Source organism: Methylobacter marinus A45 (genome assembly GCF_000383855.1).
Classification (GTDB): Bacteria; Pseudomonadota; Gammaproteobacteria; order Methylococcales; family Methylomonadaceae; genus Methylobacter; species Methylobacter marinus.
In genome coordinates, this window is record NZ_KB912877.1 from 536,136 (window position 1) to 562,107 (window position 25,972).

Annotated in this window: 26 protein-coding genes and 1 other RNA gene; 11 read left to right on the plus strand and 16 right to left on the minus strand. The window is 49.7% G+C overall.

From position 1 onward, the window contains the following. Positions 1-24: 24 nt before the first annotated feature. Positions 25-1,188 (minus strand): ribonuclease D, encoded by a 1,164-nt coding sequence (gene rnd / locus METMA_RS0102320; protein WP_027146977.1) that lies wholly within the window; start codon positions 1,186-1,188, stop codon positions 25-27. 109 nt (positions 1,189-1,297) lie between these two features. Here rnd and METMA_RS0102325 point away from each other — a divergent pair, with 109 nt between their 5' ends. Further along, positions 1,298-1,930: an MBL fold metallo-hydrolase gene (locus METMA_RS0102325; RefSeq protein WP_020157454.1), complete on the plus strand. Its 633-nt coding sequence runs from the start codon at positions 1,298-1,300 to the stop codon at positions 1,928-1,930. On the opposite strand, the gene METMA_RS0102330 is transcribed toward METMA_RS0102325, so the two are convergent. The 3 genes from METMA_RS0102330 to lptD are packed head-to-tail and all read right to left on the minus strand — an operon-like array spanning position 1,927 to position 6,779. Then, entirely contained in the window at positions 1,927-2,529 is a 603-nt protein-coding gene (locus METMA_RS0102330; protein WP_020157455.1) for a DbpA RNA binding domain-containing protein, read from the minus strand. The two genes, METMA_RS0102325 and METMA_RS0102330, sit on opposite strands and share 4 nt — an antisense overlap. A gap of 36 nt (positions 2,530-2,565) precedes the next feature. Beyond that, positions 2,566-3,855: a peptidylprolyl isomerase gene (locus tag METMA_RS0102335; protein ID WP_020157456.1), complete on the minus strand. Its 1,290-nt coding sequence runs from the start codon at positions 3,853-3,855 to the stop codon at positions 2,566-2,568. Positions 3,856-3,869: 14 nt separating this feature from the next. After that, the gene (lptD, locus tag METMA_RS0102340) at positions 3,870-6,779 is read right to left on the minus strand and encodes an LPS-assembly protein LptD (RefSeq protein WP_020157457.1); all 2,910 of its coding nucleotides are present in this window, start codon (positions 6,777-6,779) and stop codon (positions 3,870-3,872) included. Positions 6,780-6,915: 136 nt separating this feature from the next. Here lptD and METMA_RS0102345 point away from each other — a divergent pair, with 136 nt between their 5' ends. The 3 genes from METMA_RS0102345 to METMA_RS0102355 are packed head-to-tail and all read left to right on the plus strand — an operon-like array spanning position 6,916 to position 8,751. After that, positions 6,916-7,869, plus strand: coding sequence for an aminoglycoside phosphotransferase family protein (locus tag METMA_RS0102345; RefSeq protein ID WP_020157458.1), 954 nt, complete (start codon positions 6,916-6,918; stop codon positions 7,867-7,869). Further along, positions 7,866-8,549 (plus strand): N-acetylmuramate alpha-1-phosphate uridylyltransferase MurU, encoded by a 684-nt coding sequence (gene murU / locus METMA_RS0102350; protein ID WP_020157459.1) that lies wholly within the window; start codon positions 7,866-7,868, stop codon positions 8,547-8,549. The genes METMA_RS0102345 and murU overlap by 4 nt, the downstream gene beginning before the upstream one ends. Further along, positions 8,542-8,751 (plus strand): dodecin, encoded by a 210-nt coding sequence (locus METMA_RS0102355; RefSeq protein ID WP_020157460.1) that lies wholly within the window; start codon positions 8,542-8,544, stop codon positions 8,749-8,751. Before murU ends, METMA_RS0102355 begins: the two co-directional genes overlap by 8 nt. Before the next feature lie 358 nt (positions 8,752-9,109). On the opposite strand, the gene METMA_RS0102360 is transcribed toward METMA_RS0102355, so the two are convergent. After that, entirely contained in the window at positions 9,110-10,156 is a 1,047-nt protein-coding gene (locus METMA_RS0102360) for a hypothetical protein (protein WP_020157461.1), read from the minus strand. Positions 10,157-10,246: 90 nt separating this feature from the next. Here METMA_RS0102360 and METMA_RS0102365 point away from each other — a divergent pair, with 90 nt between their 5' ends. After that, the gene (locus METMA_RS0102365; protein WP_020157462.1) at positions 10,247-10,660 is read left to right on the plus strand and encodes an HIT domain-containing protein; all 414 of its coding nucleotides are present in this window, start codon (positions 10,247-10,249) and stop codon (positions 10,658-10,660) included. Here METMA_RS0102365 and METMA_RS0102370 read toward each other — a convergent pair. Then, entirely contained in the window at positions 10,653-11,045 is a 393-nt protein-coding gene (locus tag METMA_RS0102370) for a flagellar basal body-associated FliL family protein (protein WP_036297604.1), read from the minus strand. The genes METMA_RS0102365 and METMA_RS0102370 overlap by 8 nt on opposite strands. A 61-nt stretch (positions 11,046-11,106) precedes the next feature. Between METMA_RS0102370 and nagZ the strand changes: the two genes are divergently transcribed. From nagZ to METMA_RS0102390, 4 genes are all read left to right on the plus strand, one after another. Further along, the gene (gene nagZ / locus METMA_RS0102375; RefSeq protein ID WP_020157464.1) at positions 11,107-12,123 is read left to right on the plus strand and encodes a beta-N-acetylhexosaminidase; all 1,017 of its coding nucleotides are present in this window, start codon (positions 11,107-11,109) and stop codon (positions 12,121-12,123) included. After that, the gene (locus METMA_RS0102380; protein ID WP_020157465.1) at positions 12,116-12,676 is read left to right on the plus strand and encodes a hypoxanthine-guanine phosphoribosyltransferase; all 561 of its coding nucleotides are present in this window, start codon (positions 12,116-12,118) and stop codon (positions 12,674-12,676) included. The genes nagZ and METMA_RS0102380 overlap by 8 nt, the downstream gene beginning before the upstream one ends. Continuing rightward, positions 12,673-13,416: an S-methyl-5'-thioinosine phosphorylase gene (locus tag METMA_RS0102385; RefSeq protein ID WP_020157466.1), complete on the plus strand. Its 744-nt coding sequence runs from the start codon at positions 12,673-12,675 to the stop codon at positions 13,414-13,416. Before METMA_RS0102380 ends, METMA_RS0102385 begins: the two co-directional genes overlap by 4 nt. Before the next feature lie 228 nt (positions 13,417-13,644). Then, complete coding sequence (locus METMA_RS0102390; RefSeq protein ID WP_036251328.1) at positions 13,645-14,958, plus strand: citrate synthase; 1,314 nt, start codon at positions 13,645-13,647, stop codon at positions 14,956-14,958. Between the two features lie 319 nt (positions 14,959-15,277). Here METMA_RS0102390 and METMA_RS0102395 read toward each other — a convergent pair whose 3' ends face one another. Further along, positions 15,278-15,511, minus strand: coding sequence for a PA3496 family putative envelope integrity protein (locus METMA_RS0102395; protein WP_020157468.1), 234 nt, complete (start codon positions 15,509-15,511; stop codon positions 15,278-15,280). Between the two features lie 272 nt (positions 15,512-15,783). Further along, positions 15,784-16,725 (minus strand): 30S ribosomal protein S6--L-glutamate ligase, encoded by a 942-nt coding sequence (gene rimK, locus METMA_RS0102400; RefSeq protein ID WP_027146981.1) that lies wholly within the window; start codon positions 16,723-16,725, stop codon positions 15,784-15,786. A 247-nt stretch (positions 16,726-16,972) separates the two neighbouring features. Here rimK and METMA_RS0102405 point away from each other — a divergent pair, with 247 nt between their 5' ends. Beyond that, positions 16,973-17,512, plus strand: a complete 540-nt coding sequence (locus METMA_RS0102405; protein WP_020157470.1) for a septal ring lytic transglycosylase RlpA family protein — start codon at positions 16,973-16,975, stop codon at positions 17,510-17,512. An 86-nt stretch (positions 17,513-17,598) separates the two neighbouring features. On the opposite strand, the gene METMA_RS0102410 is transcribed toward METMA_RS0102405, so the two are convergent. The 7 genes from METMA_RS0102410 to METMA_RS0102435 form a co-directional block, all read right to left on the minus strand. Continuing rightward, the gene (locus METMA_RS0102410; protein ID WP_020157471.1) at positions 17,599-17,937 is read right to left on the minus strand and encodes a histidine triad nucleotide-binding protein; all 339 of its coding nucleotides are present in this window, start codon (positions 17,935-17,937) and stop codon (positions 17,599-17,601) included. A 23-nt stretch (positions 17,938-17,960) separates the two neighbouring features. Next, on the minus strand, positions 17,961-18,557 hold the full coding sequence (recR, locus tag METMA_RS0102415; RefSeq protein WP_020157472.1) for a recombination mediator RecR: 597 nt from the start codon (positions 18,555-18,557) through the stop codon (positions 17,961-17,963). A gap of 2 nt (positions 18,558-18,559) precedes the next feature. Next, positions 18,560-18,883 carry a YbaB/EbfC family nucleoid-associated protein gene (locus tag METMA_RS0102420; protein ID WP_020157473.1) on the minus strand — a complete coding sequence of 108 codons (324 nt, stop codon included), beginning with the start codon at positions 18,881-18,883 and terminating at the stop codon, positions 18,560-18,562. Between the two features lie 21 nt (positions 18,884-18,904). After that, a complete protein-coding gene (gene dnaX / locus METMA_RS0102425; protein WP_020157474.1) occupies positions 18,905-20,494 on the minus strand; it encodes a DNA polymerase III subunit gamma/tau in 1,590 nt (529 codons plus the stop codon). Positions 20,495-20,531: 37 nt separating this feature from the next. After that, positions 20,532-20,628: signal recognition particle sRNA small type (gene ffs, locus METMA_RS26195), an RNA gene on the minus strand. A 98-nt stretch (positions 20,629-20,726) separates the two neighbouring features. Beyond that, the gene (locus METMA_RS0102430) at positions 20,727-21,836 is read right to left on the minus strand and encodes a GNAT family N-acetyltransferase/peptidase C39 family protein (protein ID WP_020157475.1); all 1,110 of its coding nucleotides are present in this window, start codon (positions 21,834-21,836) and stop codon (positions 20,727-20,729) included. Continuing rightward, positions 21,836-22,933, minus strand: a complete 1,098-nt coding sequence (locus METMA_RS0102435; protein WP_020157476.1) for a DUF2817 domain-containing protein — start codon at positions 22,931-22,933, stop codon at positions 21,836-21,838. The genes METMA_RS0102430 and METMA_RS0102435 overlap by 1 nt, the downstream gene beginning before the upstream one ends. A gap of 142 nt (positions 22,934-23,075) precedes the next feature. Here METMA_RS0102435 and METMA_RS0102440 point away from each other — a divergent pair, with 142 nt between their 5' ends. After that, a complete protein-coding gene (locus METMA_RS0102440; protein ID WP_020157477.1) occupies positions 23,076-24,548 on the plus strand; it encodes a RimK family alpha-L-glutamate ligase in 1,473 nt (490 codons plus the stop codon). A 15-nt stretch (positions 24,549-24,563) separates the two neighbouring features. On the opposite strand, the gene METMA_RS0102445 is transcribed toward METMA_RS0102440, so the two are convergent. Further along, a complete protein-coding gene (locus METMA_RS0102445) occupies positions 24,564-25,922 on the minus strand; it encodes an ATP-binding protein (RefSeq protein WP_027146983.1) in 1,359 nt (452 codons plus the stop codon). Between the last annotated feature and the right edge of the window lie 50 nt (positions 25,923-25,972).

Here is a 25,972-nt window from a genome sequence, read left to right on the forward strand (position 1 = left end):
CCCCAGGCTAGCGCATGACAGCCGTTATAAGGCGGGTTTATTGACGATATTCAGTTTATCGGATTCGATGCCGATCAAAAAATCGCCCTTCAGCAGTCCCACCAGTTCCCTGCCCGCCATGCTGAAGCGCCAGCCGTGCAGTAACGAGCACTCGTCGTCATCGTTGAATAGCAGTACTTCCAGGTCTTTGCGTGTGGCAAGAATGGCTGGATTCAGCGAGTTCTCTTCGGCCCTGACCCGAACCAGCGCCGTCAAAATATCCAGTATGGCTTCCTGCTGCTGCGTTTTCCGGGCGGGTCTGCCTTTTTCGTGCAACGGAACGGGCGGGCGTTGCCTGGCGTCGTTGATCAACTGGCACAGCACCTTTCCGTATCGGTTGACGGTGCGCTCGTTAATGCCGCGCACTTCGGCCAGGGCGCTGACGGTACCGGGCTGAAGCTTGGCCAGTTCAAGCAACATATCATCGCGCATCAGCCAGCTTCTGGGCCTGTCTTCAACCTGCGCGGTACGTTCGCGCCATTCACACAGTACCTGGACAATCGACAGCTGCCGACCTGTCAATTTGTTTTTACCCTTGACCTTTAACCAGGCTTTTTCCGGTGACACCAGGTAGAGTTCGGGATTCTTCAATAGCTCAAAATCGCTTTTCAGCCAGTCGAAACGGCCAAGCTCCTGAAGCTTCTGGCGCATGATCAGATAGACCTGACACAAATAAATCACGTCATCGGCCGCATAGCGCAACTGCTCCTCGCTTAACGGCCGTACGGTCCAGTCGGTGCGCGTATGCGCTTTGCTGAGGTTGATATTGAGAAAGCTGGACACCAGCATGGCATAACCGGGATTATCCTGAAAGCCCAGCAAAGGCGCGGCTATTTGGGTATCGAAAATCGGCTCGGGGATGCTGCCTCTTAATTGAAAGAAGATCTCCAGGTCCTGTCTGCAGGAATGGAAGACCTTGATAATGGCGGGATTGTACAATGCGTCGAAAAGTTCGCTTAAATCGGGCAGCGCGATGGGATCGACGCAGGCCACCCATTCGGGCGTGGCAATCTGCAACAGGCAGAACTTTGGAAAGTAGGTTTTTTCTCTCAAAAACTCGGTATCCAGCGCCAGCCAGGGTTCTGTCAAGATTTGCCGGCACAACGCACTTAGCTTTTCCGGCGTATCAATATATTGAATAGTAGTCATAATTATCACAATAACAGTTTTTTTATTTTTAACCTACCTCGGTCATGAATTTGATCGAACTGCATCTGATAGGTTGATGGTAAAATCGTTTTATTTAGAGTGTGTCTATATGAAATACCGCATTATTCCCGTCACGGCCTTTCAGCAAAACTGCTCCCTGCTGATCTGCGAGCGAACCGGCAAGGCCGCTGTCGTTGACCCGGGAGGTGATGTCGACCTGATTCTGGACGCCATCGAGCAGGAACAGGTGATGCTGGAATCCATTCTGCTGACGCATGGCCATCTCGATCACATTGGCGGCACTTATGAACTGGCCTCTTCCTTTAGTATTCCCATTGTCGGCCCTCACCGCGACGACCAGTTCTGGATTGATGCCATTGCGGCCCAATGCCGGACCTTCGGCTTTCCTGCCTGCCATAAGTTCAAACCGACACGCTGGCTGGTGCACGGCGATAAGGTCACAGTCGGGGAAGAAACGCTAGAGGTATTGCATTGTCCGGGACATACGCCCGGCCATGTGGTTTTTTATCACCGTCAGTCGCAACTGGCGATTGTGGGTGATGTCTTGTTTAAAGGCTCAATCGGACGGACCGATTTTCCTAAAGGCGATTTTCATACATTGATCAGTTCCATAAAAAATAATTTATGGCCTTTGGGCGAACAGGTCGCGTTCATTCCCGGCCACGGCCCGATGTCTACCTTTGGCGAGGAAATGCGCCGCAATCCTTATGTCGGTGTTTAGCCTACGATGCCCGACAGGTCGGTGCCCTGATTATCCAATTGCGCGGAACGCTGCCGCCCGCGCCGAAAATTGCCTTTTCCACGTTTTTTACTGCGCGCTTTTATACGCGTTATGTTCAATTTTTGCTGATTGATTTCCACTGTTTTCAGGTGTTGAAAGATATCCGGCGGCATGCCGGCCGGCAATTCGATAATGGTATAGACACCATGAATATCGACTCTGTTGATATTATTCTTATCAACGCCGGATTCTTCAACCAGAACCTTTCTGATTTCTTCTACCGTGACATGATGGGTTCGGCCTATGTCCAGGCGATAGCGTATCATTTTGATAGGCGGCAGACTGGGTGACGGCGGCGGTTTGATGGCCGGCTTTTGTTCCTCCCATAAACCAATGGACGATATAGTCGCCGCCGACTGGTTTAAATAAACCAAAGCCGCGGCGCAATCCAAAATATCCGCATCCAGTTCAGCGGCTATTTCCTTGATGACGGCACGATGGGCCTCCAGGTTCTGGCTGCTTAAAATCTGCCGCAAACGTTTTGTCAACGGTTCGGCTTGGCTGACCGCTTCAGCCGTTACACTATTCCTGTCATTCATCCTGTTTTACGATCGATCGCTGTTAACCGCACTACTTTAGAGTCTATCCTGGTAAATTTCCACAAATGCTTCATCACGCAGCCTGCGCATCCAAAGTTCGGTTTCTTCTTCAATTTTACGTTTGCGTATGGCTTCCCTGACCTGATTCTTTTTGTACTCGTCGCTATTATCCTTGTTTTCCCTATCCTGAACCTGAATTAAATGCCAGCCGAACTGTGTCTGCACGGGCTCGCTGATTTCATTGGTAGCCAGTTGCTCCATGGCGTCTTCGAACGGCTTTACCAAATCGCCGGGGCCGACCCAGTCGAGACTACCGCCTTTTAATGCCGATCCTTTGTCGTCGGAGTGGGCGCGCGCCAACGCTGCAAAATCCTCGCCGTTTGCCAGCCGCTCTTTCAAGGCCAGCAAGCGTTTTCTTGCCTCGGCATCATCGATCAGCTCATTGGTTTTGATCAGGATATGCCGGACTTTGGTTTTAGTGACGATATGCTGCTCCGAACCTTTTTGTTCGAGCAATTTCACAATATGAAAACCGCTCGGGCTGCGAATGGGGTCGGCGATATCGCCCGGATTCATGTCCCCGACCTCACTAGCAAACATGGTCGGTATATCGCCCTTGGTGCGCCAGCCCAGATCGCCGCCTTTCAAGGCATTGGCATCATCTGAATAGCTCATCGCCGCCTGCGCGAAATCGCCGCCCGCGCGCAGTTTTTCAACCAGCTCATTGGCTTTGGCCCAGGCTTTTTGTATTTCCTGCGCCGACGCGGCTTCTTGAACGGCAATCAGGATATGGCCAAGATGATACTGAGTCGCCTCCTCGCCAATCTTGCCCTGGGTTTCCAGGTAGTGTTCAACCTCTCTGTCGGTCACTTTGATGCGCCCGCCAATTTCCCGTCCGCGCAACTGGTTGATAATAATCTCATTACGCATGGTATCCAAAAAACCCTGGTAGCTGATGCCCTGACTTTCCAGCTCGGCCCGAAACTCCCGGGCAGTCATATTATTTCTTCGCATAATCTCAGTCGCCTGGCTGTTCAGCATTTCCTCGGTCACCGTGATGCCGGCTCTCTCAGCCATCTGACGTTGCAGCATATCGATAATCATTCTTTCCAGCACCTGCTTGCGCAGGATATAACTCGGCGGCACAACGGCATTATTGGCCTCGATTCGCTGCACGACAGCCGCGACTTCCCGCTCCAGTTCACGGTCAAGAATCACGTCATCTTCAACGACAGCAACAATTTTATCCAGCACTTCCGCATGCACTGCGCCAAAAGCGCTGAAAAATAAACTACAAAGCAGTACAGGTACAATCAATTTTTTCATATTTTTTTGAAAAATTATTTCGTCGGTTTCCGGTAACCATAAATATTCTCTTCAAAGAACTCATCCAGTTTTTCTCCCACACCGGTCAAGCCTTTAAGCTCTATTTGGAAAAATACGCCGGTCTGGCTTTCGCCTTCCGGATCGAGATTAGCGAAATCGACATTAGAGATAGCGGTATCGCCAAACACATTAAGGACGGCAGTGTTCACCCAGCGCCGGCCGATCACGCGGAAACGCCAGCAGCAGTTCTCTTTTTCAAAGCCGAAAAAGCTTTCCCGCGTGGCATTATTGAGCAAGGAGTACTGCCAGCGCCCCACCGCATACCAGTTGTTGTATATGGGCCAATGGAATGAAATATCGCTTTGGATAATATCATTGCGCCGGTCAGGGAAAGTCACGACCGTATTTTTTCTATACCGGTAACCGATATTGATAATTTCACCGGGATGATTAATATAATGCAGCATGACATCACCTCGGACGATGTCATTGACATCCGGGCTCCATTGTAGACCGCTGTCAACCGATAAATGATCCGTTAACCGGACATTTAGTTCACTCACCAGGTTGGAAAAACGGCTGGTTTCAAGCGGCCGGTTAACTGTGCATAACGGTGAGTAATAGCTGCCGCATAAACCGACTTCCCTATCCCGGAAATAGAAAATCTCACCGATATCGAATCTGAGTCTTTCCCTGCCGGTCTCAGAATCGACCAGACGCGAAGTAAGGGCGGCCGTGATCTGGTTTGCATCCTGTACCCTGTCGTTGCCGCTGAAGCGGTTTTCCCTGAACAAACTGCTGAAGTTGAAATCATAGAGCGAGGTATCGAACAACGGTATGTCGTCCTGATCGTCTTTGGGAATATACAGGTAGAATAACCTCGGCTCTATCGTATGCCTGAAGGAATTCTCGCCAAAGTCGAATTCACGCTCAAAAAACAGGCCGCCGTCGACGGATGCGATAGGCAGGGTTCTGGAAATGGAATCCGGTTGCCCTAAATTTCTTGTTTCCTGCTTGCTTAACAGGTATTGGGTATGCTGCAGGGAAAATTTCGGCCTTAAAAAAGCACCGGCCGTTTCCAGCGGGAAACTGACTGATGGCTTGACATTGATCCTCTGGCCATTTACCAGATGATCATGCTGAAAATTGACATATTCAGTGTTCATGGCAGCATCGAGCGGCATGAAATCGAAGCTGTGGTTCAGATTCAAAATACTTTGCGGCAATCTCCGATAAGGGCGGTTTTGCGGCCGTATTGCCTTGTCAATCGCCTGATAATTCTCAACCCGGTTAATAAATGAAACGCCCTTGTTGACATAACTGACATTCGCCTGGCTGTGCAAATAGCTTAAATTAGTCAGGCTCAGCGCATTTCCAAGGTCATTGAAATAGTCCTTATCAGATACATAACTGAGATCCAGATATGAACTGATATGCGGCGTGAACCGGGTGCTGTTTAAAATCTTGGCAAAATACCGTGATTGATCCCGCAACCTGTCGTCGGGCATGAATTCGAGATTTAACTTGCCTTCTGTCATCTTGGTCAGATAACGAAACTCGCCGCCCAGTAAAATGCCTCTTTTTGACAGGTAACGAGGTCTTAAAGTCGCATCGTAGTTAGGGGCGATATTCCAGTAGTAAGGCACGGATACATTGAATCCCCCGCGTTGCGTATTGCCGAAAGAAGGCGCCAGGAAACCGGACAACCTTCTGTCATCGATAGGAAACGAAAGATAAGGCGAATAGAATACAGGCGTGCCTTTAAACTCCAGCCAGGCATTTCTGGCCGAGCCCTGGCCGGTTATATCATTCAGTTTCAATTCGGAGGCATGGACCACCCAATCCTGGTTGCCGGGACGACAGCTGGTATAGGCGACCTCTTTATAGCGGGACAGGGTCTTGCTGTCGCGGTAAACGACTTGCGCCCGCCCTCTGATCGGTGCCGCCGGCGCTATAAACATCGTATCCCTCAGCCTGCCCTGATCAGTGGCCAAATTAAGTACGGCCGTATCGCTGTACAAGGCCAGTTCATCTTCGCTGTAATAAACATCGCCCTGCAGATCGAGCGTTTCCGAAACCGTATCATAATTAGCCATATCCGACAGAATGTGCTGATCGGCACGATTAATTTGGACATTGCCGAAATAGCTGCTGATTTCGGTATCGAAAAGTTCCGAATAGTCCGACCGAACCTCCAGCGGCGAAGTCTCCCGCAAGTGTTTTTCCGGCACAAACGTCGGCGATACCGGGGTATCCACCATGCAATTTTCCCACGGATCATATTTCAACTGCGAGTGCAAGGTGGTAAAGATTTGTTCCTGTTGCCAATCAAATGCCGGATCCAGCAGCAGCCCCGGTTTAGTCTCATCCGTGGCAACAATCTGCGCCTGGCCTTTCGGATCATTACCCTCCAGCTTGCAACTCCAGTTCTGGTTTTCCTCACCGGGCGCGCAACTCCATCCCGGACGCCGCTGTGCTTTTGCAACGCTGACGGTTTTGGTGCTTCCCAGATCAACCGGAACCGGTTCATTCGGATCGATAACGACGGGGCGTTTGACAACTACCCGCCGCTTATCTTCAGGATCGACTACAACCGGTGTTTCGTTTTCCACTACCTCAGTGGCGGCTGACTCGAGGTCTTCTACAGGTTTGGCCAAAACCGGTTCGGTCTCTTCAACAGGCTCGGGAACTGCTGGCTGTGCGGCTTGAACAGGTTCAGGAACAACCGGTGGCTGCGTTTCTTCAACCGGTGCGGGTTGAGTTGCCGCTTGTGCCTCATCGGTTTTCCCGGCTGGCTTCGCTTCGCCAACGCAAACCCACTCCTTGCTGTCCTTGTTTTGCTCGCAATTCCAAACTGCTTCATTGGCAAAACCGAGAGATGCGTAAAAAGAGGGTAAGAAAACCAGAAATAAGCGGCGCCGCATAGAGGATAGAAGTTTAGTAGCTTAAAGAATCACAAATCGATAAAATGCTGAATTCAGCATTTTACCTTATTTACTGCAGCATTATAACTAAACTCTTCTATTCCTCATGATGCCCGAAGACTTAAGAGCATTATCCATGCTCGACTGGCTCGAAAACGATTTATTATTGGATATTCGCTCTTGTGAATCTGCTTCCAGTGACGCCAGTTTCAGGCGCTACTTCAGAATCAAGGCGCCGCAAGGCCAATTTATCGTTATGGATGCGCCTCCGCCCCAAGAAAACACCGAACCCTTCATAAGAATCGCTGGTTTGCTGGCGCGTTCTGAAGTCAATGTACCGACTATTTTCCAACAAAACCCCGGCGACGGATTTTTATTGCTGGAAGATTTCGGTTCCCAGTGCTTACTGGATCAATTGAATGAGCATACCGCCGCCGATTTATATCAAAGCGCCTTTGACAGCTTGTTTAAGCTGCAAACCAAAACGCCGCAAATCGGCAGCGACCTGCCCGCCTACGACGAGCCGTTACTGAAAAGGGAACTGGCTATTTTCGATGACTGGTTTCTAGAGCGATCGCTGGACATCGCCATGCCGGAGCAACTGCGAAACGCGGTGCATGAAATACTGATCGCCTCGGCGCTGGAGCAGCCGACTACTTGCGTGCATCGCGATTTTCACTCGCGCAATCTGATGGTGCTGGAAGCCGATTCACCCGGCGTGATCGATTTTCAGGATGCCGTTATCGGGCCTATCACCTATGATCTGGTGTCGCTGCTGCGCGACTGTTATATAGCTTGGCCCGAACAGCAGGTCGACCAGTGGATGACGCGGTATTATCACCGCCTCCTGCAGGCAGGCCTGATCGATTGCGATCCGCCTCGCTTTAAACGCTGGTTCGACCTGATGGGCATGCAGCGGCACCTGAAAGCCATCGGCATTTTTTCACGCCTGCATATCCGGGATAACAAACCCGGCTATCTGAAAGACATACCTCGCACGCTGAATTACGTCACTGCCGTTTGCGCTAGCTACCCTGAATTAGCCGATTTTGGCCGGTTTCTACACGAACAGGTCTTGCCCAGACTATGAAAGCCATGATTTTAGCGGCAGGACGCGGTGAGAGAATGCGCCCCTTGACCGATCACACCCCCAAACCCTTGCTGCCCGCTGCTGGAAAAGCGCTTATCGAACACACGATCACGCAACTGGTCGCGGCGGGTTTCCATGAAATCATCATCAATCACGCCCATCTGGGCCAGCAAATTGAACAGCGGATTGGCAATGGCGAACGGTTCGGCGCCGAAATTCGCTACTCGCCCGAAGGCGAGCAGGGACTGGAAACGGCCGGCGGCATTATCAATGCCCTGCCCTTGTTGGGCAAGGAGGCATTCTTGGTCGTCAATGGCGATATTGCCACGGACTTCCCGTTTGCAGAACTGAAAAACCTCAATATTGATCTGGCGCATCTGGTATTAGTCGGCAATCCGGAGCACAATAGACAGGGCGATTTCGGCCTTGATAAGACCGGCAAGGTCATTGAAAACGGCTTGGAAAAATTCACCTTTAGCGGAATCGGACTCTACCGTCCTGAACTATTTGGCAATACACCGGTCGGAAAAATTAAACTAGCGCCGTTGCTGCGGACGGCCATCCGGGAACGCAGAATATCGGGACAAAAATTCGATGGTTTCTGGATGGACATAGGCACTCCGCAGCGCCTAAAAGAACTGGACCTTTACTACAAGCAAAGAGAGAGCAATCATGACTGACCATATCTATAAAAAAATAGAACTGACTGGTTCCTCAACCGTCAGCATGCAGGAAGCCATCGAAAATGCCGTCAGCAAGGCCGCAAAAACCCTTCATGATCTGCGCTGGTTTGAAGTTGTCGAAACCCGTGGAAATATAGAAAACGGTAAAATTGCTCACTGGCAAGTAACGATAAAAGTCGGGTTTTCACTGACCGAATAAGAAATCTTCAGAGAGGCATCGACACCGCCTCTCTCTCACCCGCCGTCCATTTAGAACAGGCCATAAAACGCCGAAGCGGCAGCCCTGTTTCCAGCTAAAATCCCATGCAGGGCTTTTACACTACGGCGCTATGCCTCTGGATTCCAATGTAGGTGCGAATTTATTCGCACTATTCGCACTATTCGCACTATTCGCACTATGCGAACTATAGGGCTCAAGTGAATTCGCATCCATCACAGACATGCCCCCGCCGATTACCCGCAATACACGTCCAAAAGCCGCGGCGCCCAGCGCGGCAAACGGGAATAAAAACCGACCATGCGTAACATCAGTTTTTAATTGTTATTTACCCCTTCATTCATTTTGTAAAAGCGATAAACCGCCGATAAGGCGAACCCTGCTTCCAGGTAAAAGCCTCCGTGTAATAATGCATTAACGCCAGGTAGCCCAATAAACCCACGGTAATGACCTTACGAAATTCCACATCAAAAAGGTAGATGGTTATTAAATTCACCGCATCATCTCCGTAGTTCTGCAAGGTAAACGCCAGCGCAAAGGAGAGCACCGGCAGCACGACAAAAACATGTACGTTGCAGCGCGCGGCATAACGGTAGATAAAATTCCCGGGATGCGAATGATGCTTGTTGTAGTCATGCGTCACATAGAAGACATAAGCCGTCGCATCGTGAACCAGTCTTGGCACCAGAATAGCGAGAAAATAATACTGCTGGCTGTAAAAATAAAAACTGCTCAGTACAAGCAAGGTATTGGCCCATAGAAACAGCTTGCCAAATAGAGTGGTGGCATAGCGCTGACACAACACCGTACTTAGCGCCAGGCCGATGCACAAGCCGGCCGCCGCATGCTTGACCCATTCGGTTTGCTGTGCATCCAGGGTGTTTTTCAGGAATATGCCGACATAAACAAATATACCGGCCGCCACACTCAGCCACAACAACAGGTAAAACGCCCATGACGGCAGATGACAAACGCCTCGGGCCACGCCGTGCTGCTGCTTAAGCACATGGTAAACGGTCCAGCAGGCCACAAGCACATAAAAAACCAGATAGGGAATAAACAGGCTACCGATGCCGAAGAAAGCCGCTATCGCGACAGTCATTAAAATGATTTTCAGCTTATAAAACTTCAGATACTCCTTATTGCTTGCCATGACAATGGCGCTGGCGATAATGTGAGGCGTGCCAAAAACGATTTGAAACAATATGAAATGGTGGGGACTGCTTGGCAAATAGCGCTGCAGAAAACCTTGCCAAAATCCGACATCAAGCAACTGAAGCAGTAAACAAGCGGGAATAATGGCATACAATCCCAATAGCAGCCGGAACGATACGGCCAGCTTATTCTCAGAAGGCAGGTCTTGAATTGGAATGGTTGGCGCGGACATGGAACGACCTTTTTACTGTTTGTTATAATTTTTTAAAAATAGTAAATTAACCCCAATTTTCCGATTAATTCAAGCATCGTTATAAAAACCATGGCATTTGAGCTGCACCCTCGCCTCCAGCAAGACTGCGTCGAAGTCGGCCGATTTCAACTGAGTCGCTTGCTGATGATGAACGACAGCCAGTATCCCTGGTTTATCCTGGTGCCCGAAAAAGCGGGGCTGCGCGAGATTTATCAACTGACAAAACCCGAGCGGGGACTGTTGCTTGACGAATCCAGTTATCTGGCGGAAAACCTGGCCGCGCTTTACAAAGCCGACAAGATGAATATCGCCTCTATCGGCAATCAGGTGCCGCAACTGCACATTCATCACATCGTCCGCTACCAGACCGATAAAGCCTGGCCGGCACCGGTCTGGGGAAAATTTGATGCCGTTCCCTATACGCAACAGCAGATCACGGAAAATCTCATGCGCCTTAGGGACCGGTTAGACTGGCTTAATTAACCAAAAATTCGGTAAAAAACACGTCCTTAAACCCTTCGCTGCTTCCATGTCTTTCCAATGTCTCGCGTATCGCGACAATACTTTCCTGCCGCAACCCTTCACGCTGCTCCATCGTTTGCAAGGTATCAAAAGACCGGCCGCTGTAGAGCATGATCAACTCATGTCTTAATGCCGGCAGATGTTTTTTTATGCTTGCCAGCGCTTTTTCACCCTCGACCATTAACTGGATGTTTACCTGAAGATATTTTCTCGGCTCGGCCAAATTAACAGTAAATTTAGGATTCATCTCCAAATATTCTATAATTGCCCCTATTTTTTCTTCATCTCCGGCAGCGGTATAAGCAGGGATGAATAAAAGGCTTAATAATAAAACAAACAAACGCACATCCAACTCCGTTTAACTTAAATATCAGGCCTTATAGACCTTTTCAAAATAATACCAGGCAATGACACGTAACTATCCTATCGGCCCCATCATGCTGGATGTTGAGGGTTTGACTCTCGCTCCGCATGAAACAGAAATAATAAACCATCCGAATACCGGAGCGGTTATACTTTTTTCACGCAATTATGAAAGCCCCGAGCAAGTCACTGAACTGATCGCGAGCATTCGCGCGGCGCGTCAGGGTAATATACTGATTGCCGTTGACCAGGAGGGCGGCAGAGTGCAGCGTTTCCAAAACGGCTTCACCCGCCTGCCGCCAGCAGCCTGTTATGCACAGGCGCCTGAACTGGCCGAGCCGGCCGGCTGGCTCATGGCCGCCGAATTATTGGCCGTCGGCGTCGATTTCAGCTTTGCGCCGGTGCTTGATATCGATTGCCGCATCAGCGAAATTATCGGTAACCGCTCGTTTTCCACAGACCATGAACTGGCGACGCGGCTGTCAAGCGCCTTTAGAAAAGGCATGAATGCCGCCGGCATGGCAGCCACGGGAAAGCATTTTCCGGGCCACGGTGCCGTAGCGCTGGATTCTCATCTTACCCTTCCTGTCGATGAAAGAGACCTGGACAGTATCCGGAACAAAGACCTAATGCCGTTCAAGCAGCTCATCGCCGAAGGACTGGAAGGCATTATGCCCGCACATGTGCTTTATCCGAACATTGATGCCAGCCCGGCCGGTTTTTCGCCGTTTTGGATACGGCAGATTTTGCGCAGGGAACTTAACTTTAACGGCACGGTTTTCAGTGATGACTTAAGCATGGAAGGGGCCGCATCAGTCGGCGATTTCCCTGAACGCGCAAGGCTGGCACAGCAAGCCGGTTGCGATATGATACTGATCTGTAATAATCCGCACGCCGCGGAACAAGTGCTCGATACGCTGCCCATCACCCAGGACCCGCTCAGGGAGCAACGGCTCAACAACATGCGTGGTAAACCGCAAATGAACCGCGAGCAGTTAATCAACTGTGAGAAATGGCAAAAAATTTCAGCTCAAATCAATCAAATTTATAATCATGCTTGAAGAAATCAAACACGTACAAGCCACCGCTGATTTACTGTATAGCGAACAGGAAGTTGAGGCCGCCCTGGACAGAATGGCTCAAGAAATCAATGCCCGGCTGGCCGAGCGCAATCCGTTATTCCTCTGTGTCATGAACGGCGGCCTGGTCACGGCGGGCAAATTGATGACCCGCTTGCAGATATCGCTTACCCTGGACGCCATCAATGCCAGCCGCTATCAAAACCAGACTTCGGGCGGCCACATTAAATGGGTTCTTAAACCGGACACACCGCTTAAAGGCAGAACGGTACTGTTGGTCGATGATATCCTCGACGAAGGCATCACGTTGCAGGCAGTCTACCAATATTGCCTGGAACAGGGCGCTACGGAGGTCTTCACCGCCGTGCTGGTTGATAAAATTCTCGACCATGAAAAACCGATAACGGCAGACTTTGTCGGCCTGAAAGTTGAGAACCGTTACCTGTTCGGCTACGGCATGGACTACAAGGGCTACTTACGCAATGCAGCCGGCATTTATGCCTGCAAAGAACAAAATGAGGAAATGACATCATGACCAAACTGGCCATCATCGGCGGCACGGGGCTCACCCAAATGCATGACCTGAAAATCATCAGGCGGGATCGCGTCACCACGCCTTACGGCTTGCCTTCGGCCGAATACATTACCGGCGAGCTGAGCCATACTGAAGTGATATTTCTGGCCAGACATGGCAATCCCCACCGCATACCGCCTCATAAAATCAATTATCGCGCCAATATCTGGGGACTTAAGGAACTGGGCGTCGAACAAATCATTGCCGTGGCCGCGGTCGGCGGCATTACTTCTGAAATGGAGCCCGCGCATATCGCCATTCCGGATCAGATTATCGATTACACTTATGACCGCAAGCATACTTTTTTCGAAGACGACAATGAGGTGACTCATATAGACTTTACTTATCCCTACAGTCAAAAGCTGCGCTCCCGTTTAATCACCGCCGCGGCCCAAGCCCACCTCAAAATAACCCCATTGGGCACCTATGGCTGCAAACAGGGCCCGCGACTGGAATCAGCCGCGGAAATACGGCGCATGGAGCGTGACGGCTGCGACCTGGTGGGCATGACCGGCATGCCGGAAGCGGCTTTGGCCAAAGAACTGAATATGGATTATGCCACGATTGCCGTTGTGGCGAACTGGGCTGCCGGCAAAACCGACGGCGAAATTACCATGGCGGAAATTGAGCAACATCTGCATAAAGGCATGGCTGATGCCGCCGAATTGTTGAAAACCTTTATTTCCCTGTCATATGACTGACATGACTTGTAACGCTTAAGCGCTGGGTTCCTTTAGCACAACGATCATGAAAAATAGATTACCTTACTTTCATGCGAAAGGCCTATTTTCTCGGCAAAGGGCTAACGAAAACTGAAAGTTGAAAGAAAGAACCGGATATAATGGACAATTAGTAAGTGAGTAGCTTGCAGTAACCAAGATAATTTTCAATTACCAGGTTACCCATTAGTTTTTGGAGATTTAGTATATATGACCGATAGATTAAGGCCGCTAACCCCGGCTATATTGACCCTGGACGACAAGACCTACACATTGCCCACTTATATAGGGGTTGAAGGTGAGAAAGCGATTGATATTTCCAAACTTCGCAGCCAGACCGGTTATGTGACACTTGATGACGGTTATGGAAATACAGGCGCTTGCGAAAGCGCCATCACTTTTATTGACGGCGAAAAAGGTATTCTGCGTTACCGGGGCTATCCTATCGAAGAATTGGCCGAGCATTCAGGTTTTGTCGAAGTCGCCTACCTATTGCTGTATGGCGAATTGCCGACCGTGGATCAGCTGCGGCACTTCTCGACTGCATTGAATGATTCTTCGATCATTCATGAAGACATGCACCATTTTTTCAACGGTTTTCCGCGCGGCTCGCATCCCATGGGGATTCTGGCAACGATGGTCGCGTCGTTATCGACTTTTTATCCGGTGTTTGATCGCCTCGATGAAGCATCTGAAATACAAATTGTAGCGAACCTGGTTTCGCAGGTACGCACCATTGCGGCGTTTTCCTATAAAAAATCGATAGGCGAACCGCTGGTTTATCCCTCCATCAAGTTCACCTATGTGCGCAACTTTCTGAACATGATGTTCTCGTCACCGGTACGCGATTATCAACTGGACGATGATATCGTGCGCGCGATAGATATGCTGCTGATATTACATGCCGACCACGAACAAAACTGCAGCACCTCTTCTGTCCGCACCGCAGGCTCCAGCATGGCCAATGTCTATGCCGTTATTTCCGCCGGTATTTCCGCACTCTGGGGGCCTCGTCATGGCGGTGCCAACCAGGAAGTGATTAAGATGCTGGAACAAATACATGCGGAGGGTGGCGATGGCACTGAATTCATCAACGAGGCCAAAAACAAGAACTCGGCCAAGCGCCTGATGGGCTTCGGTCACAGGGTTTATAAGAATTATGATCCTCGGGCCATTGTATTGAAAAAACATTGCGACATATTACTCAACAAGCCAGGCATCAAAGACCCTCTGCTTGATATTGCCAGACGAATTGAAGAAGTCGCGCTGAAAGACGACTATTTCATTTCACGCAAGCTGTATCCGAATGTGGATTTCTATTCCGGCCTGATATTGCGCGCAGCCGGCATTCCTACCAATATGTTTACCGTCCTGTTTGCTATTGGCCGCATGCCAGGGTGGCTAGCTCATTGGCGAGAAATGATCCATGGTGAGCGCGTTGCTATTTATCGCCCCCGTCAGATCTATGTCGGCGAACCCATACGGCATTACTGCAATATAAGCGAGCGATCTTCTAATAAATAATGCGTTTAATAGCGCAAGAATTCGATTATCTGCCGAAGCGCAATGCAAAAACGGATTTAGCGACAGAACGCCAGCGATCGATACACACGGTCTGCCGGATTTATGGATAGAGGATCAGGCACGCCTATGCCTGCAAGATGCTGATACTTGATTTTCTCCTTGCGCTTCCATGTCTGGCTATCAAGCACACAGACGGTTACGCGAAACCTTATTGCGCTTGATAACAGCCAATACTGGGCGACCAACCCAACCGGTCGCCCTTCTGAAAATTAAATGTTTCTAATATTTTTTTAATTTCAATCCAGCATCAGCGAAATCATTAGAAATCGAATTCAGACTCATCGAAATCATCCAACTGTTCCTTCAACCGCTTCTTTTCCCAATAGATTTCAATCTTCCTTCGGGCATCCCTTTTTATAGTCTCATTTTTAATACCATCAGAAAATGAAGCATATTCGTTATCTTCAAACAGATCGTTGTCATCATGCTCAATTTCTGCGCCATTTCTTCTTGAACTGGTTTTGATAACTGATTTAGAAGATGTTTTAGACATTTTTTAAACTCACATTAAAGAATTTTTCTTATTAATTCTTGCCATGAAAACATGCAAAGAATAAAAACATTACCATTAAAATTTTAACTTTAACTCAATAAAGAACCCGCTTATATTTTTATCAATCTCCGTTAAGATTTTTTTAATTATCGCTACAAAGACATCGTAGTTAAGAATAAGTTTAGCATTACCTCAACTTGATTTTTTGCCCGCGCCTAAAGGGCAAATACCCATGGCCGGCGGTTGGACCGACCTTCAGCGACCTAATAAAACTAACCTTTGCCCCGTGTACGTGTACGGTGGTTACTGCCTAGTGATTTATCCTTGGCCGCCCCCAGCGCTTCAAAACGTTTTTCAATAAATTGAATAATCAGATCGGCAATATCCTTGCCGCTGGTTTGTTCGATACCCCGCAGCCCTGGTGATGAATTGACTTCCATAATGACGGAGCCATGATTGGAGCGCAGCATATCCACGCCACAAACATTGAGCCCCATGATTTTTGCGGCCCTTACAGCAGTAGAGCGCTCTTCCGGAGTCAATCTGACCAGCGTAGCTGTTCCGCCGCGATGTAAATTAGAGCGAAACTCGCCCGCCGCACTCTGGCGCCTCATGGCAGCCACTACTTTATCGCCAACGACAAAACAGCGAATATCGCTGCCTTCGGCTTCCTTGATAAACTCCTGCACCATAATATTGGCTTTAAGCCCCATAAAAGCCTGAATAACACTTTCGGCCGCGTTATGCGTTTCCGCCAACACTACGCCTATCCCTTGCGTGCCTTCCAATAATTTAATGACTAACGGCGCACCGCCTACTTGAGAGATCAGATCTTCAATGTCATCCGGATTATTGGCAAAACCGGTTACCGGCAGGCCGATACCTTTACGCGCCAACAATTGTATTGAGCGTAATTTATCGCGCGAACGTGAGATAGCCACAGACTCATTCAATGGAAATACATTCATCATTTCAAATTGCCTTAACACCGCAGTACCGTAAAAAGTGACCGAAGCGCCAATACGGGGAATCACGGCATCAAATCCTGTCAGATCCTCGCCCCGATAATGGATGGACGGATTATGCGACGTGATATTCATATAACAGCGCAAAACATCCAAAACCCGTACCTCATGTCCGCGTGCTTCGGCGGCTTCAACCAATCGAGCGGTTGAATATAATTTAGAGTTACGAGACAAAATAGCAATTTTCATAAAAGAGTAATTCCTCACATATAAGTTAAATCATATTTTGTCATGAAACATGCAGGCAAGCATTAGAAATAACTGATTCTTATCAAGGGTCGGCGGAATTTCTTAAGGGCTGTTTAAAAATCAAAGCTTAAACTATAGCTTTAGCCGAACACCGGAAAGATCAGAATGGCCGTTACAATCATTCCCGTCTGAGCACTAAGAAAAAAGATAAAAGCCCAACAGATTACTATGATTGACAGGAAGATTTATGCATAGGCAAGTAACCGTTTTCAGCTTTAGCAGAACATATTTACAACATGGATATATCGGGCTGACGTTGCTGCTTGCCGGCTTAATCAATGGCTGCGCATCGGAACCACCATTTCAGCCATTCCACCAACCGCCTCCCGCTTATAAAGGCGCCCTTAATTCTCACAAGGCGCCTTATAACCGTCCTTATAAAGTAAGAGGCAAGACCTACTATCCATTGCATTCCGCGGAAGGTTACAGAGAACGGGGCATCGCCAGCTGGTATGGATCGGAATCCGGCAACCGTACCGCCATGGGAACCCGTTTCAAACCAGGCGGCCTGTCAGCCGCACATAAAACGCTGCCACTACCAAGCCGAGTACGCGTCACTAATTTGCGTAATGGCCTTTACGTTGATGTCCTGGTAAATGATCGCGGTCCGTTTAAAAAGGGCAGATTGATTGATTTATCTGAAGGAGCCGCCAAAAAAATCGGCTTGCGAGGCCAGGCCGAGGTAGAAGTCAGGTATCTGGAAAATCAGGCACGCATCAATGAGTGAGCCGCCTTGTTTCATAATAAACTGTGCTGTAATAAAAGCGGGGGAATTGCCGGATTACGGCCTGTCGTTAATAGTTGCAACCAGGATCAGCCCGGCGGCCATTTCATTTGGCGGCCGCCCAGCAGATGCAGATGCAAGTGATAGACTTCCTGCCCGCCTCGCTTGTTGCAACTGATTGCCGTTCTATAGCCGTCTTCAGCCAACCCTTCCTGCTTTGCCAGTTTCACGACGGTCTGTAACAGTCGGCCGGCCAATTCGGTATCATCCAAGTCATTCAATGTCGGGACATGGACTTTAGGGATAACCAGAATATGCACAGGAGCCTGCGGATTAATATCCCTGAATGCCAATATACGATCATCTTCAAAAACCACATCCGGTTTAATTTCGCCGGCAACCATTTTGCAAAACAAACAATCAGCCATAGTTTTCACCTTGAGTTTTGGATCTAAATTTGTTTTCTTCCGTTAAATGCATGAGATAACGTGCCGCTGTCGATAAACTCCAATTCGCCGCCCATCGGTACGCCGTGGGCGATTCTGCTGGCTTGCACATGATATTTTCCGGCCAGTTCTCCAATGAAGTATGCGGTTGCCTCACCCTCTACCGTTGAACTCGTGGCCAATATCAATTCATTTACGCTGCCTGTCGCCAGGCGCTGTTCCAGTATATCCAGGCCGAGTTCATCCGGCCCGATGCCGTCTAACGGCGACAGTCGTCCGTGCAAGACAAAGTAACGCCCTTTAAACACAGCGGCCTGATCAATAATCCAGACATCAGCCGGATTCTCAACGATACAAATCAGGGAACTGTCGCGTGAATTGTCAGCGCAGATTCCGCATAGGCTATCTTCGGTCAACGTGCGGCACTCACGGCAGTAGCCGATTTCATCAATAGCCCGCAACAGTGTTTCAGCCAGCAATCTGGCGCCGTTGCGGTTATGCTGGAGTAATTGAAAAGCCATGCGTTGAGCGGTTTTGGGACCTACGCCGGGCAGACAGCACAAGCTCTGTATCAACTGGCCCAATAAGCCATTTTTCTGCATGTCTAGAAAGGCATCTGGAACCCGGGCGGCAACGGAATGCCGGCTGTTATATCAGCCATTTTTTCTTTTTTCATTTTTGACACTTTATTGACGGCATCATTAATAGCGGCCGCAACCATATCTTCCAGCATATCCTTGTCTTCAGCCAGCAAAGAATCATCGATCGTAACCTTTCTGGCTTCCCGCTTGCCGGTCATCAAGATAGTCACCAGGCCGCCACCGGCTTCACCCATCACCTGCATGGATGCAAGTTCTTCTTGAGCTTTCTTGATATCTTCCTGCATTTTTTGGGCTTGCTGCATGAGATTACCCAGCGCATTCTTCATTGTTTCACTCCTAATATATTGTTAAACAGGCTCTATCGTACCGGGCAGCACCCTGGCATCAAAATGTTCTTTCAAAGCCTGAATATTCTCGTCTGAATTAATAGCATCAACAGCCGCCTGCTGCCTGTCTTCCCGCGCCTTAATCAATTGTACCGCCGGTGTATCGATTACGGTTTTTTCGGTATTAATCACCAGTTTCAGTGATGTGCCGCGGTAACGCCGCAGGGCGTTTTGCAATTTTTCTTCTGTGACCGCACTACGCAGTTGTTTGTGCCCTGGATCCAATATTAATGTGCACACTTTATCATCTATATTTTCCAGAATACAGTTATTGGCCAGCTCCCGGGTCATGCCGCCAATCCTCATGGCAACAATCATTTCAGCCCAGTCATTGTCGCCTTTGCCATTCACTGACGCTTGCACTGGCTCAGTCTGATTAACTGCTGTGACAGGCGGTTGCTGCGGCTTGGTCTCCTGCTTGAGGACAGTTCGGGGAGACTGGGTCGGCTTGACGGGATTCGGCTCCTGCGCTGCCGGCCTGAACGTCAGCATGCGCAACATAACCATTTCGAAGCCACTGCGCGGATCGGGCGCCAAATCCAGATCTCTTTGTCCTATCAAGCCAATCTGGTAATAAAGCTGAACATCTTCAGGCGTGAACCGTGAGGCCAGCGCCGCAATCATGTCGGCATCAAATTCATGATTGATGACTCCAGGCACTTGCTGAACCATGGCTATGCGGTGCAGAAACTGCAGGATTTGTTGCAAAACATCACTGAAATCAGGGGTTAAATTGGCGATTTCATCGATTTTATCAAGAATAGCCGCAGCGTCATCGTCGGCCAGGGCTGTTAACAGATCGTCCACGGGCTGCTGGGCAACGGTGCCCAGCATGGCGCTAACTTGTTCCGCACTCACTCTACCGTTACCGAAGACGATGGCCTGATCCAGCAGGCTCAATCCGTCACGCATACTGCCATCGGCGGCGCGTGCCAGTAATTTCAGAGCCGCGTCTTCAGATTCGATTTTCTCTTGCTGGAGTATAAACTCCATCTGTTGCAAGATCTGGGTCGGGAGCAAGCGCTTCAGATTAAACTGCAGACAGCGCGACAGTACGGTGACGGGAATTTTATGCGGGTCCGTGGTCGCCAACAGGAATTTGACATGCGGAGGCGGTTCTTCCAGGGTTTTGAGCAAGGCATTAAAGCTATGCCCCGACAACATATGCACCTCGTCGATCAGATAGACCTTATAGCGGCCTTGATTGGGTGCATACTGGACGTTATCCAGTAAATCCCGCGTATCTTCGACTTTGGTACGGGATGCCGCATCCACCTCGATTAAATCCAGAAACCGGCCTTCATCAAGATCGCGACAGACACTACATTCTCCGCAAGGATTAAACCCCTGCAGATTCAGGCAATTGATGGCTTTGGCCAGGATTCTGGCGATTGTGGTCTTGCCGACGCCCCGGGTTCCGGTAAACAAATAGGCATGATGAAGTCTGTCATGCTGCAAAGCGTTCATCAACGATTTGACAACATGTTCTTGTCCGACAACTTCTGTGAAATTATGAGGACGCCATTTTCTGGCGAGAACCTGGTAATTCATTGCAGGCTCGAAAGATGATTATAGAGTTGGGCGGCAACCATGCCAGCCACATCCCGGCACACGAATCTGCTGCTACCGTTGCTCCCTTCCGGGCCTGGCGGGGTTTACAGCGTATCGTTGCGAGAGGACCGACACGGTTACCATGAAACAATCAGCCGTAGCGGCTAAAGAGGTGACATTATGTTTGAATTCATCCAATAATACAAGCCCTGGACAATATTTTTTTAATAAACTAGGCCGACCAGAGTATGACGGCTGCACGCAAACGGTTTTTACCGAAGCAGGACATGCGGTCAAAATCTTCTCGAGCCACTGGAATATATTGGCAGTCGAGCTCATTTTGGCGCCCTTCTTCCGGGTCTGGATCATGCATATACAGGCAATCTTCATCGAAACCGCTCATGACCACCCAGTGCGGTGCTTTCTTGCGGTCCATGCGGAAGGTACTGATCAGTACCAACGGTATGGCTCCGGCATTAAAGGCATCGATCAGGTCGGTCTGGGTGATATTGGCGTAATGTATTTTCACGCCCTGCTCTTCGGCTTCGCGCTTAAAACAATGATCCACCAATTCGACGACCCGTTTTTTTTCCTCACTGCGCACACCGTCAATAAACAACGTCCCTGCCTGATTAATCCAGACCTCAACGGCAAAATGCCGGCGCTTCGCCGCCAGCGCCAAGCCAACCGGATGGCATCCGCCGTGACCGGAAGTCATGAAAATAGTCGTCGCTTCGCGCCATAAATTCAGCTCCTCCTCCTGAGACGGCGCATAGGATTTGTTAAGTCCATGCATGGCCATCATCAGCGAGGCCGGTCCACAGGTAAACGGCGTTGTTTGCCTCATCCAGTGCACAGGCCTATGCTCCAGTATTTCCCGATAACGGCGGATGCGCTTCTGGTAACGCAAAGCATCCTTGTGGTCTTCATAGTAATCATGGTAAACACCGAATTTCTGGAAGCCCAACGATTCATATAAATTAATCGCCGCTATATTGTCGGTGCCGACCTCGAGACGCAGGTACAACCGTCCATCCTCGATGGCCTCCTGTTCGCCCGCCGCCATGAGCAACTTGGCAATGCCGGAGCCTCGTTGCTGGTGCGCCACGGCAAGCGAATAAATGCGGGCCAGGCGGGTACCGGGATGATAAATAATGAGAATATAACCCACGATCTTGCCGGCCACTTCCGCAACCAGCAAAGCGCGATGCTCCGTGGTTATCCAGTGCCGGAAACTGCGTCGGCTCAGTCTGTCGGTCTCAAAGCTGGCATTTTCAAGCGTTACCAATTGATCCAGATCATCCAATCCGGCATGACGGATTACAATATTATCGATAGTCATCAGGCTGATACACCCTGCAATGCCTGCGCAATGACCTGCCTGGCCCGGAACAGCACCATTTCTTTCCAGGCCTGATCATTGGGACAGAAATGATGACGCATAAGCTTGCCGTGCCCTAACCGGGCCTGCCGGTTATCCGACTGCGCCCACAGCTGATGATCGAGCAGCAGGACTTCAAATAGCTGATCGGTTTTGAACGTACCGAATTCCAGGGTGATATAACAACTTCTTTCGTTCATAACGGCATGCCAGGCATAATCGAGCAAACCTAGTTTGGGCACGGAACTGGATGTACCCAAGGCAGGCAAGGTCACGGAATCGCCGTACCAACGGCAAGCCACGCTTGTTCCGGGACTATCCGGCTCATGGTCGCAAATAATTTCACCGTAGCCATAAGGCCCAAGACCGGTATGCAAGTCGATAACGGCCAGATCGCGCTGTCGCAGGCCATATTTATCGATAAGATCCTCAACGACCCGCCTGCCATGCGCAGGCGCCCGCCCGCCATAGAAAGGGCCGTCCGCATCGACATACTGTCCGGCACTGATGGCGCTTTCAAGCGATTCGCGCCCATGCTTATGCTCCCAGTCGGCAAAAGCCGCTCGTCTTTCTCCGGCATCGGATAAAAACAAGGCGTAACGTAGCGATTCATAGCCGGGATTTTCAGGCAATGGCTTGGAAAAATCGACCATATTCCGATTAAGATCAACGCCATCGGCATCACAGCGGCGCTGCCAGGCATAGCCCCATGGCGTCAGGGCATGAATCATTAACACGGCAGTATTGGCTGGCAGCGTAACATGTCCGGCAGCGAGCAAGCGCAAATAATCGATCTCCACCGCCGTCCCGGCAAAGCCTTCAATGCCATGTGTACCACTAATCAGCACCAGCACCCTGCAAGCATCTTCCGGACCAAGCCAGACCGCATCGGTAAACAACGCCTCACCTTCAGGTCCGGCCCCGGCACAGGGATAAGCCGTATGTTTTTTAGAACACGATAATGCAGCCAGTTCAATCCGCCAGCGTTGCCTGGCAATCGCATAGCTGACAGGAAAAACGTCTGTATCAAGAGCGGCGACAGGAAGATAAGAAGACATAATAATTTCCTAATAATTTTTCTCTAGCATAGCGCCAGTCAGACCAATATGAAATATTTTTCCAGGCTCAAAAAAACACCTTGTAGAAAAATAGGTCTGGTTCCAAAATTATCATTTATTTTGCTTGAGGCTTTTATTCGCTATGGCGCGTACCATTCTGGTTGTCGATCATCTTTCCGACTGGGGACCTTATTATCCCAGTGATCAAGTGATGGCCTTTGAAAGCTATCTGGCGACCGAACAAAGCGACACGCAGCAACGCACCCGCGTCATCAACCTCTGCAGCAGCTATCGCTATCTTTCGGACGGCTATTACTGTTCCCTGCTGGCCGAAGCCAGGGGGCATCACGTAATCCCTTCCGTCAAAGTCCTGAACGATCTGGGCAAGAAGTCCTTATACCGGCTACAGCTTGAAGACCTGTCTCCGACATTGACCCGTGCTTTTAAAAGCTACAGCAAAGAGAACGAAATAACCTTGTTGAGTTATTTTGGCACAACCCGCGACCCGGCTTTTCAAGAATTGGCCAGACTCTTGTTTGAACGTTTTCCCTGCCCGATTCTGGAAGTCACGCTGCGCTTTCGACAGCAATGGGAAATCACTGCTTTAAAAGCCATCTCGCACCGTGGCCTGAATGACGAGTTGGAAACGTTTTTTGCCGAAGCGCTGGACCAATTCAGCAAAAAAGTCTGGCGCAAAGGACGTGCCCGCAAAGCCGCGCGCTACGACCTCGCCATCCTGATCAACCCGGAGGAAAAATTACCCCCCAGCAACCGCGCCGCCCTCAAAAAATTCATCAAAATCGGCAGACAACTGGGCATTGACGTGGAACTGATATCGCAGCAGCATTATATCCGTCTGTCAGAGTTTGACGGCCTGTTTATTCGCGAAACCACCGCCATAGATCACCATACCTACCGTTTCGCCAAGAAAGCCGAGGCCGAAGGCCTGGTGGTGATCGATGATCCGACCTCCATACTGCGCTGTACAAACAAAGTATATCTTGCCGATTTATTTCGCACGCATCGCGTGCCATCACCCAGAACCTGGCTGTTGCATAAAGGCAATACCGGACACCTGGATAAACTGGAAGTCGAAGCCGGCTTTCCGGTTGTCATCAAGATACCGGACGGCTCTTTTTCCCGCGGCATTGTTAAAGTTCATAGTCGCCCGGAACTGGAGCTTAAAGTCGATGAATTATTCCAAAAATCGGCGCTGCTTTTGGCCCAGGAGTTTTTATATACGGATTTTGACTGGCGCATCGGCATATTCAACAACAAGGCCTTATACGCCTGCCGTTACTATATGGTCAAAAACCACTGGCAGATTTACCGCCATGGCAGCAGTCGGACCGATAGTGGAAATTTTGATACCTTGCCGACTTTTGAAGTACCCAAAGCCGTATTGGACGCGGCGTTGAAAGCCACGCAGCCGATAGGCAACGGTTTGTATGGCGTGGATGTCAAGGAAAAAGACGGCAAGGGCTACGTAATCGAAGTTAATGACAATCCGAATATCGACAGCGGCATTGAAGACAAATACCTCGGGGACGAACTCTATGTGTTGATTCTGAGCGAATTCCTAAGGCGCATGGAGAACCGGAGCAAAGGCATATAGCTCAGAATTAAAACCTTACGGCAAATAAACCCGCCAACTCATACCATCCAAGGTTTCGCTCCGACCTCCTTCCAGCTTGCCGCCCAGCAATCCTGTTAATTCATAGACGACCGCCATGCCGATGCCGTGACCATGAATGTTCTCATCGGCCCGGACTCCTCTTTTCAGGATGTCCTTAAGCTTATCGGGCGGAATGCCGGGGCCGTCATCCTCAACCCGCAGCAGCACCGAAAAGTCGGCACTGACTTTCGGATTATTGAGGGAAACATGGATACTGACCTTCTGGCGGCACCATTTACAGGCGTTATCCATCAGGTTGCCCGCTATCTCGTAAAGATCGCCCTCTTCGCAATAAATCCGGCAAGGCTCAGGCACGTCAACATCGAAAGTTATGCCTTTATCGATATAAACCTTGCCTAGTGAAGCGATGATTTTTTTAATAATGACCCCGACATCCACTGTACGCGTGATTTTACGCTCGCCTTTCGCGGCAGCCCGTTGCAACTGATATTCGACAATCTCGTTCATGCGGAAAATCTGCTCTTGCACGGTCTCCTTATTATCATTGAAAGATTCAGTGCAGCCCCGTAGTATAGCCAACGGCGTTTTCAAGCTATGCGCCAAATCGGCCAAGGTATTGCGATAACGCTCCAAATGCGCCCGCTCACTGCTGATCAGAGCATTCAGATTACCGGCCAGCCCCTGCAATTCAGTCGCATAACGGCCATCCAGGCGGTTTTTTTTGCCTTTTTCTATCGCCTCAAGATCCCTGACGATAACGCGCAGCGGTTTCAAACTCCAGCGCAATACGGCAAACTGGATAAAAATCAGGACCAATCCTATCGCCAGCAGCCAGAATCTCAAAGCCGCTTTAAAACGGTCCACCTGGCCGCTGACAAACTCGGCATCCTCAGCGACCGTGAAGGTAAATTCGCGCTCGACATGAGCCCGACTTTCCCAAATCACATCATAATGAAGCGCGTAGTAACGCCCCTGTTCATCCAATAAAAAAGCCGACTCACCCGCGCTTAACTCAGCTGGCGGCACAACGGGATCCAGGCCGATTGCCGATGCCGAATGCCAAACCGGCGCGGGCTTTTTCTTTTTTATTTGATGAATAAATCCATAAAGACCCGAACCCGGATTGGTAAAGCGCGGTTCGGGCAAATCCGGCGGCATCACCAGTGCTCCGGAATTTTTAAGATCGGCAGCGGATAAAAGTGAATAAACCTGAACCTGTAACCTTTCTTTTAATACCTGTTCGGCGCTTTCGCGAAAGCTCTGTTCAAGGACGATAGCCACCAGTGCAAAGAAGGCGGCCAGCACCAATCCGGCGGAAACCAGCAATCGAAAGCTTAAAGATCTAGTTTGCACTCAATGCCTTTGAACAAAAAATAAGAGGCGACAGCGCATTAGGCGCCTTT

What these genes read in the sequence shown, in the direction of transcription:
- METMA_RS0102360 (WP_020157461.1), bottom strand. Translation starts at nt 10,156, where the DNA reads ATGTCCGCGCCAACCATTCCAATTCAAGACCTGCCTTCTGAGAATAAG.
- nagZ (WP_020157464.1), top strand. Translation starts at nt 11,107, where the DNA reads ATGACACGTAACTATCCTATCGGCCCCATCATGCTGGATGTTGAGGGT.
- METMA_RS0102390 (WP_036251328.1), top strand. Translation starts at nt 13,645, where the DNA reads ATGACCGATAGATTAAGGCCGCTAACCCCGGCTATATTGACCCTGGAC.
- METMA_RS0102435 (WP_020157476.1), bottom strand. Translation starts at nt 22,933, where the DNA reads ATGTCTTCTTATCTTCCTGTCGCCGCTCTTGATACAGACGTTTTTCCT.
- METMA_RS0102345 (WP_020157458.1), top strand. Translation starts at nt 6,916, where the DNA reads ATGCTCGACTGGCTCGAAAACGATTTATTATTGGATATTCGCTCTTGT.
- rimK (WP_027146981.1), bottom strand. Translation starts at nt 16,725, where the DNA reads ATGAAAATTGCTATTTTGTCTCGTAACTCTAAATTATATTCAACCGCT.
- METMA_RS0102420 (WP_020157473.1), bottom strand. Translation starts at nt 18,883, where the DNA reads ATGAAGAATGCGCTGGGTAATCTCATGCAGCAAGCCCAAAAAATGCAG.
- METMA_RS0102395 (WP_020157468.1), bottom strand. Translation starts at nt 15,511, where the DNA reads ATGTCTAAAACATCTTCTAAATCAGTTATCAAAACCAGTTCAAGAAGA.
- METMA_RS0102385 (WP_020157466.1), top strand. Translation starts at nt 12,673, where the DNA reads ATGACCAAACTGGCCATCATCGGCGGCACGGGGCTCACCCAAATGCAT.
- METMA_RS0102325 (WP_020157454.1), top strand. Translation starts at nt 1,298, where the DNA reads ATGAAATACCGCATTATTCCCGTCACGGCCTTTCAGCAAAACTGCTCC.
- METMA_RS0102440 (WP_020157477.1), top strand. Translation starts at nt 23,076, where the DNA reads ATGGCGCGTACCATTCTGGTTGTCGATCATCTTTCCGACTGGGGACCT.
- rnd (WP_027146977.1), bottom strand. Translation starts at nt 1,188, where the DNA reads ATGACTACTATTCAATATATTGATACGCCGGAAAAGCTAAGTGCGTTG.
- METMA_RS0102410 (WP_020157471.1), bottom strand. Translation starts at nt 17,937, where the DNA reads ATGGCTGATTGTTTGTTTTGCAAAATGGTTGCCGGCGAAATTAAACCG.
- METMA_RS0102355 (WP_020157460.1), top strand. Translation starts at nt 8,542, where the DNA reads ATGACTGACCATATCTATAAAAAAATAGAACTGACTGGTTCCTCAACC.
- METMA_RS0102430 (WP_020157475.1), bottom strand. Translation starts at nt 21,836, where the DNA reads ATGACTATCGATAATATTGTAATCCGTCATGCCGGATTGGATGATCTG.
- lptD (WP_020157457.1), bottom strand. Translation starts at nt 6,779, where the DNA reads ATGCGGCGCCGCTTATTTCTGGTTTTCTTACCCTCTTTTTACGCATCT.
- dnaX (WP_020157474.1), bottom strand. Translation starts at nt 20,494, where the DNA reads ATGAATTACCAGGTTCTCGCCAGAAAATGGCGTCCTCATAATTTCACA.
- METMA_RS0102380 (WP_020157465.1), top strand. Translation starts at nt 12,116, where the DNA reads ATGCTTGAAGAAATCAAACACGTACAAGCCACCGCTGATTTACTGTAT.
- METMA_RS0102365 (WP_020157462.1), top strand. Translation starts at nt 10,247, where the DNA reads ATGGCATTTGAGCTGCACCCTCGCCTCCAGCAAGACTGCGTCGAAGTC.
- recR (WP_020157472.1), bottom strand. Translation starts at nt 18,557, where the DNA reads ATGCAGAAAAATGGCTTATTGGGCCAGTTGATACAGAGCTTGTGCTGT.
- METMA_RS0102405 (WP_020157470.1), top strand. Translation starts at nt 16,973, where the DNA reads ATGCATAGGCAAGTAACCGTTTTCAGCTTTAGCAGAACATATTTACAA.
- METMA_RS0102335 (WP_020157456.1), bottom strand. Translation starts at nt 3,855, where the DNA reads ATGAAAAAATTGATTGTACCTGTACTGCTTTGTAGTTTATTTTTCAGC.
- murU (WP_020157459.1), top strand. Translation starts at nt 7,866, where the DNA reads ATGAAAGCCATGATTTTAGCGGCAGGACGCGGTGAGAGAATGCGCCCC.
- METMA_RS0102330 (WP_020157455.1), bottom strand. Translation starts at nt 2,529, where the DNA reads ATGAATGACAGGAATAGTGTAACGGCTGAAGCGGTCAGCCAAGCCGAA.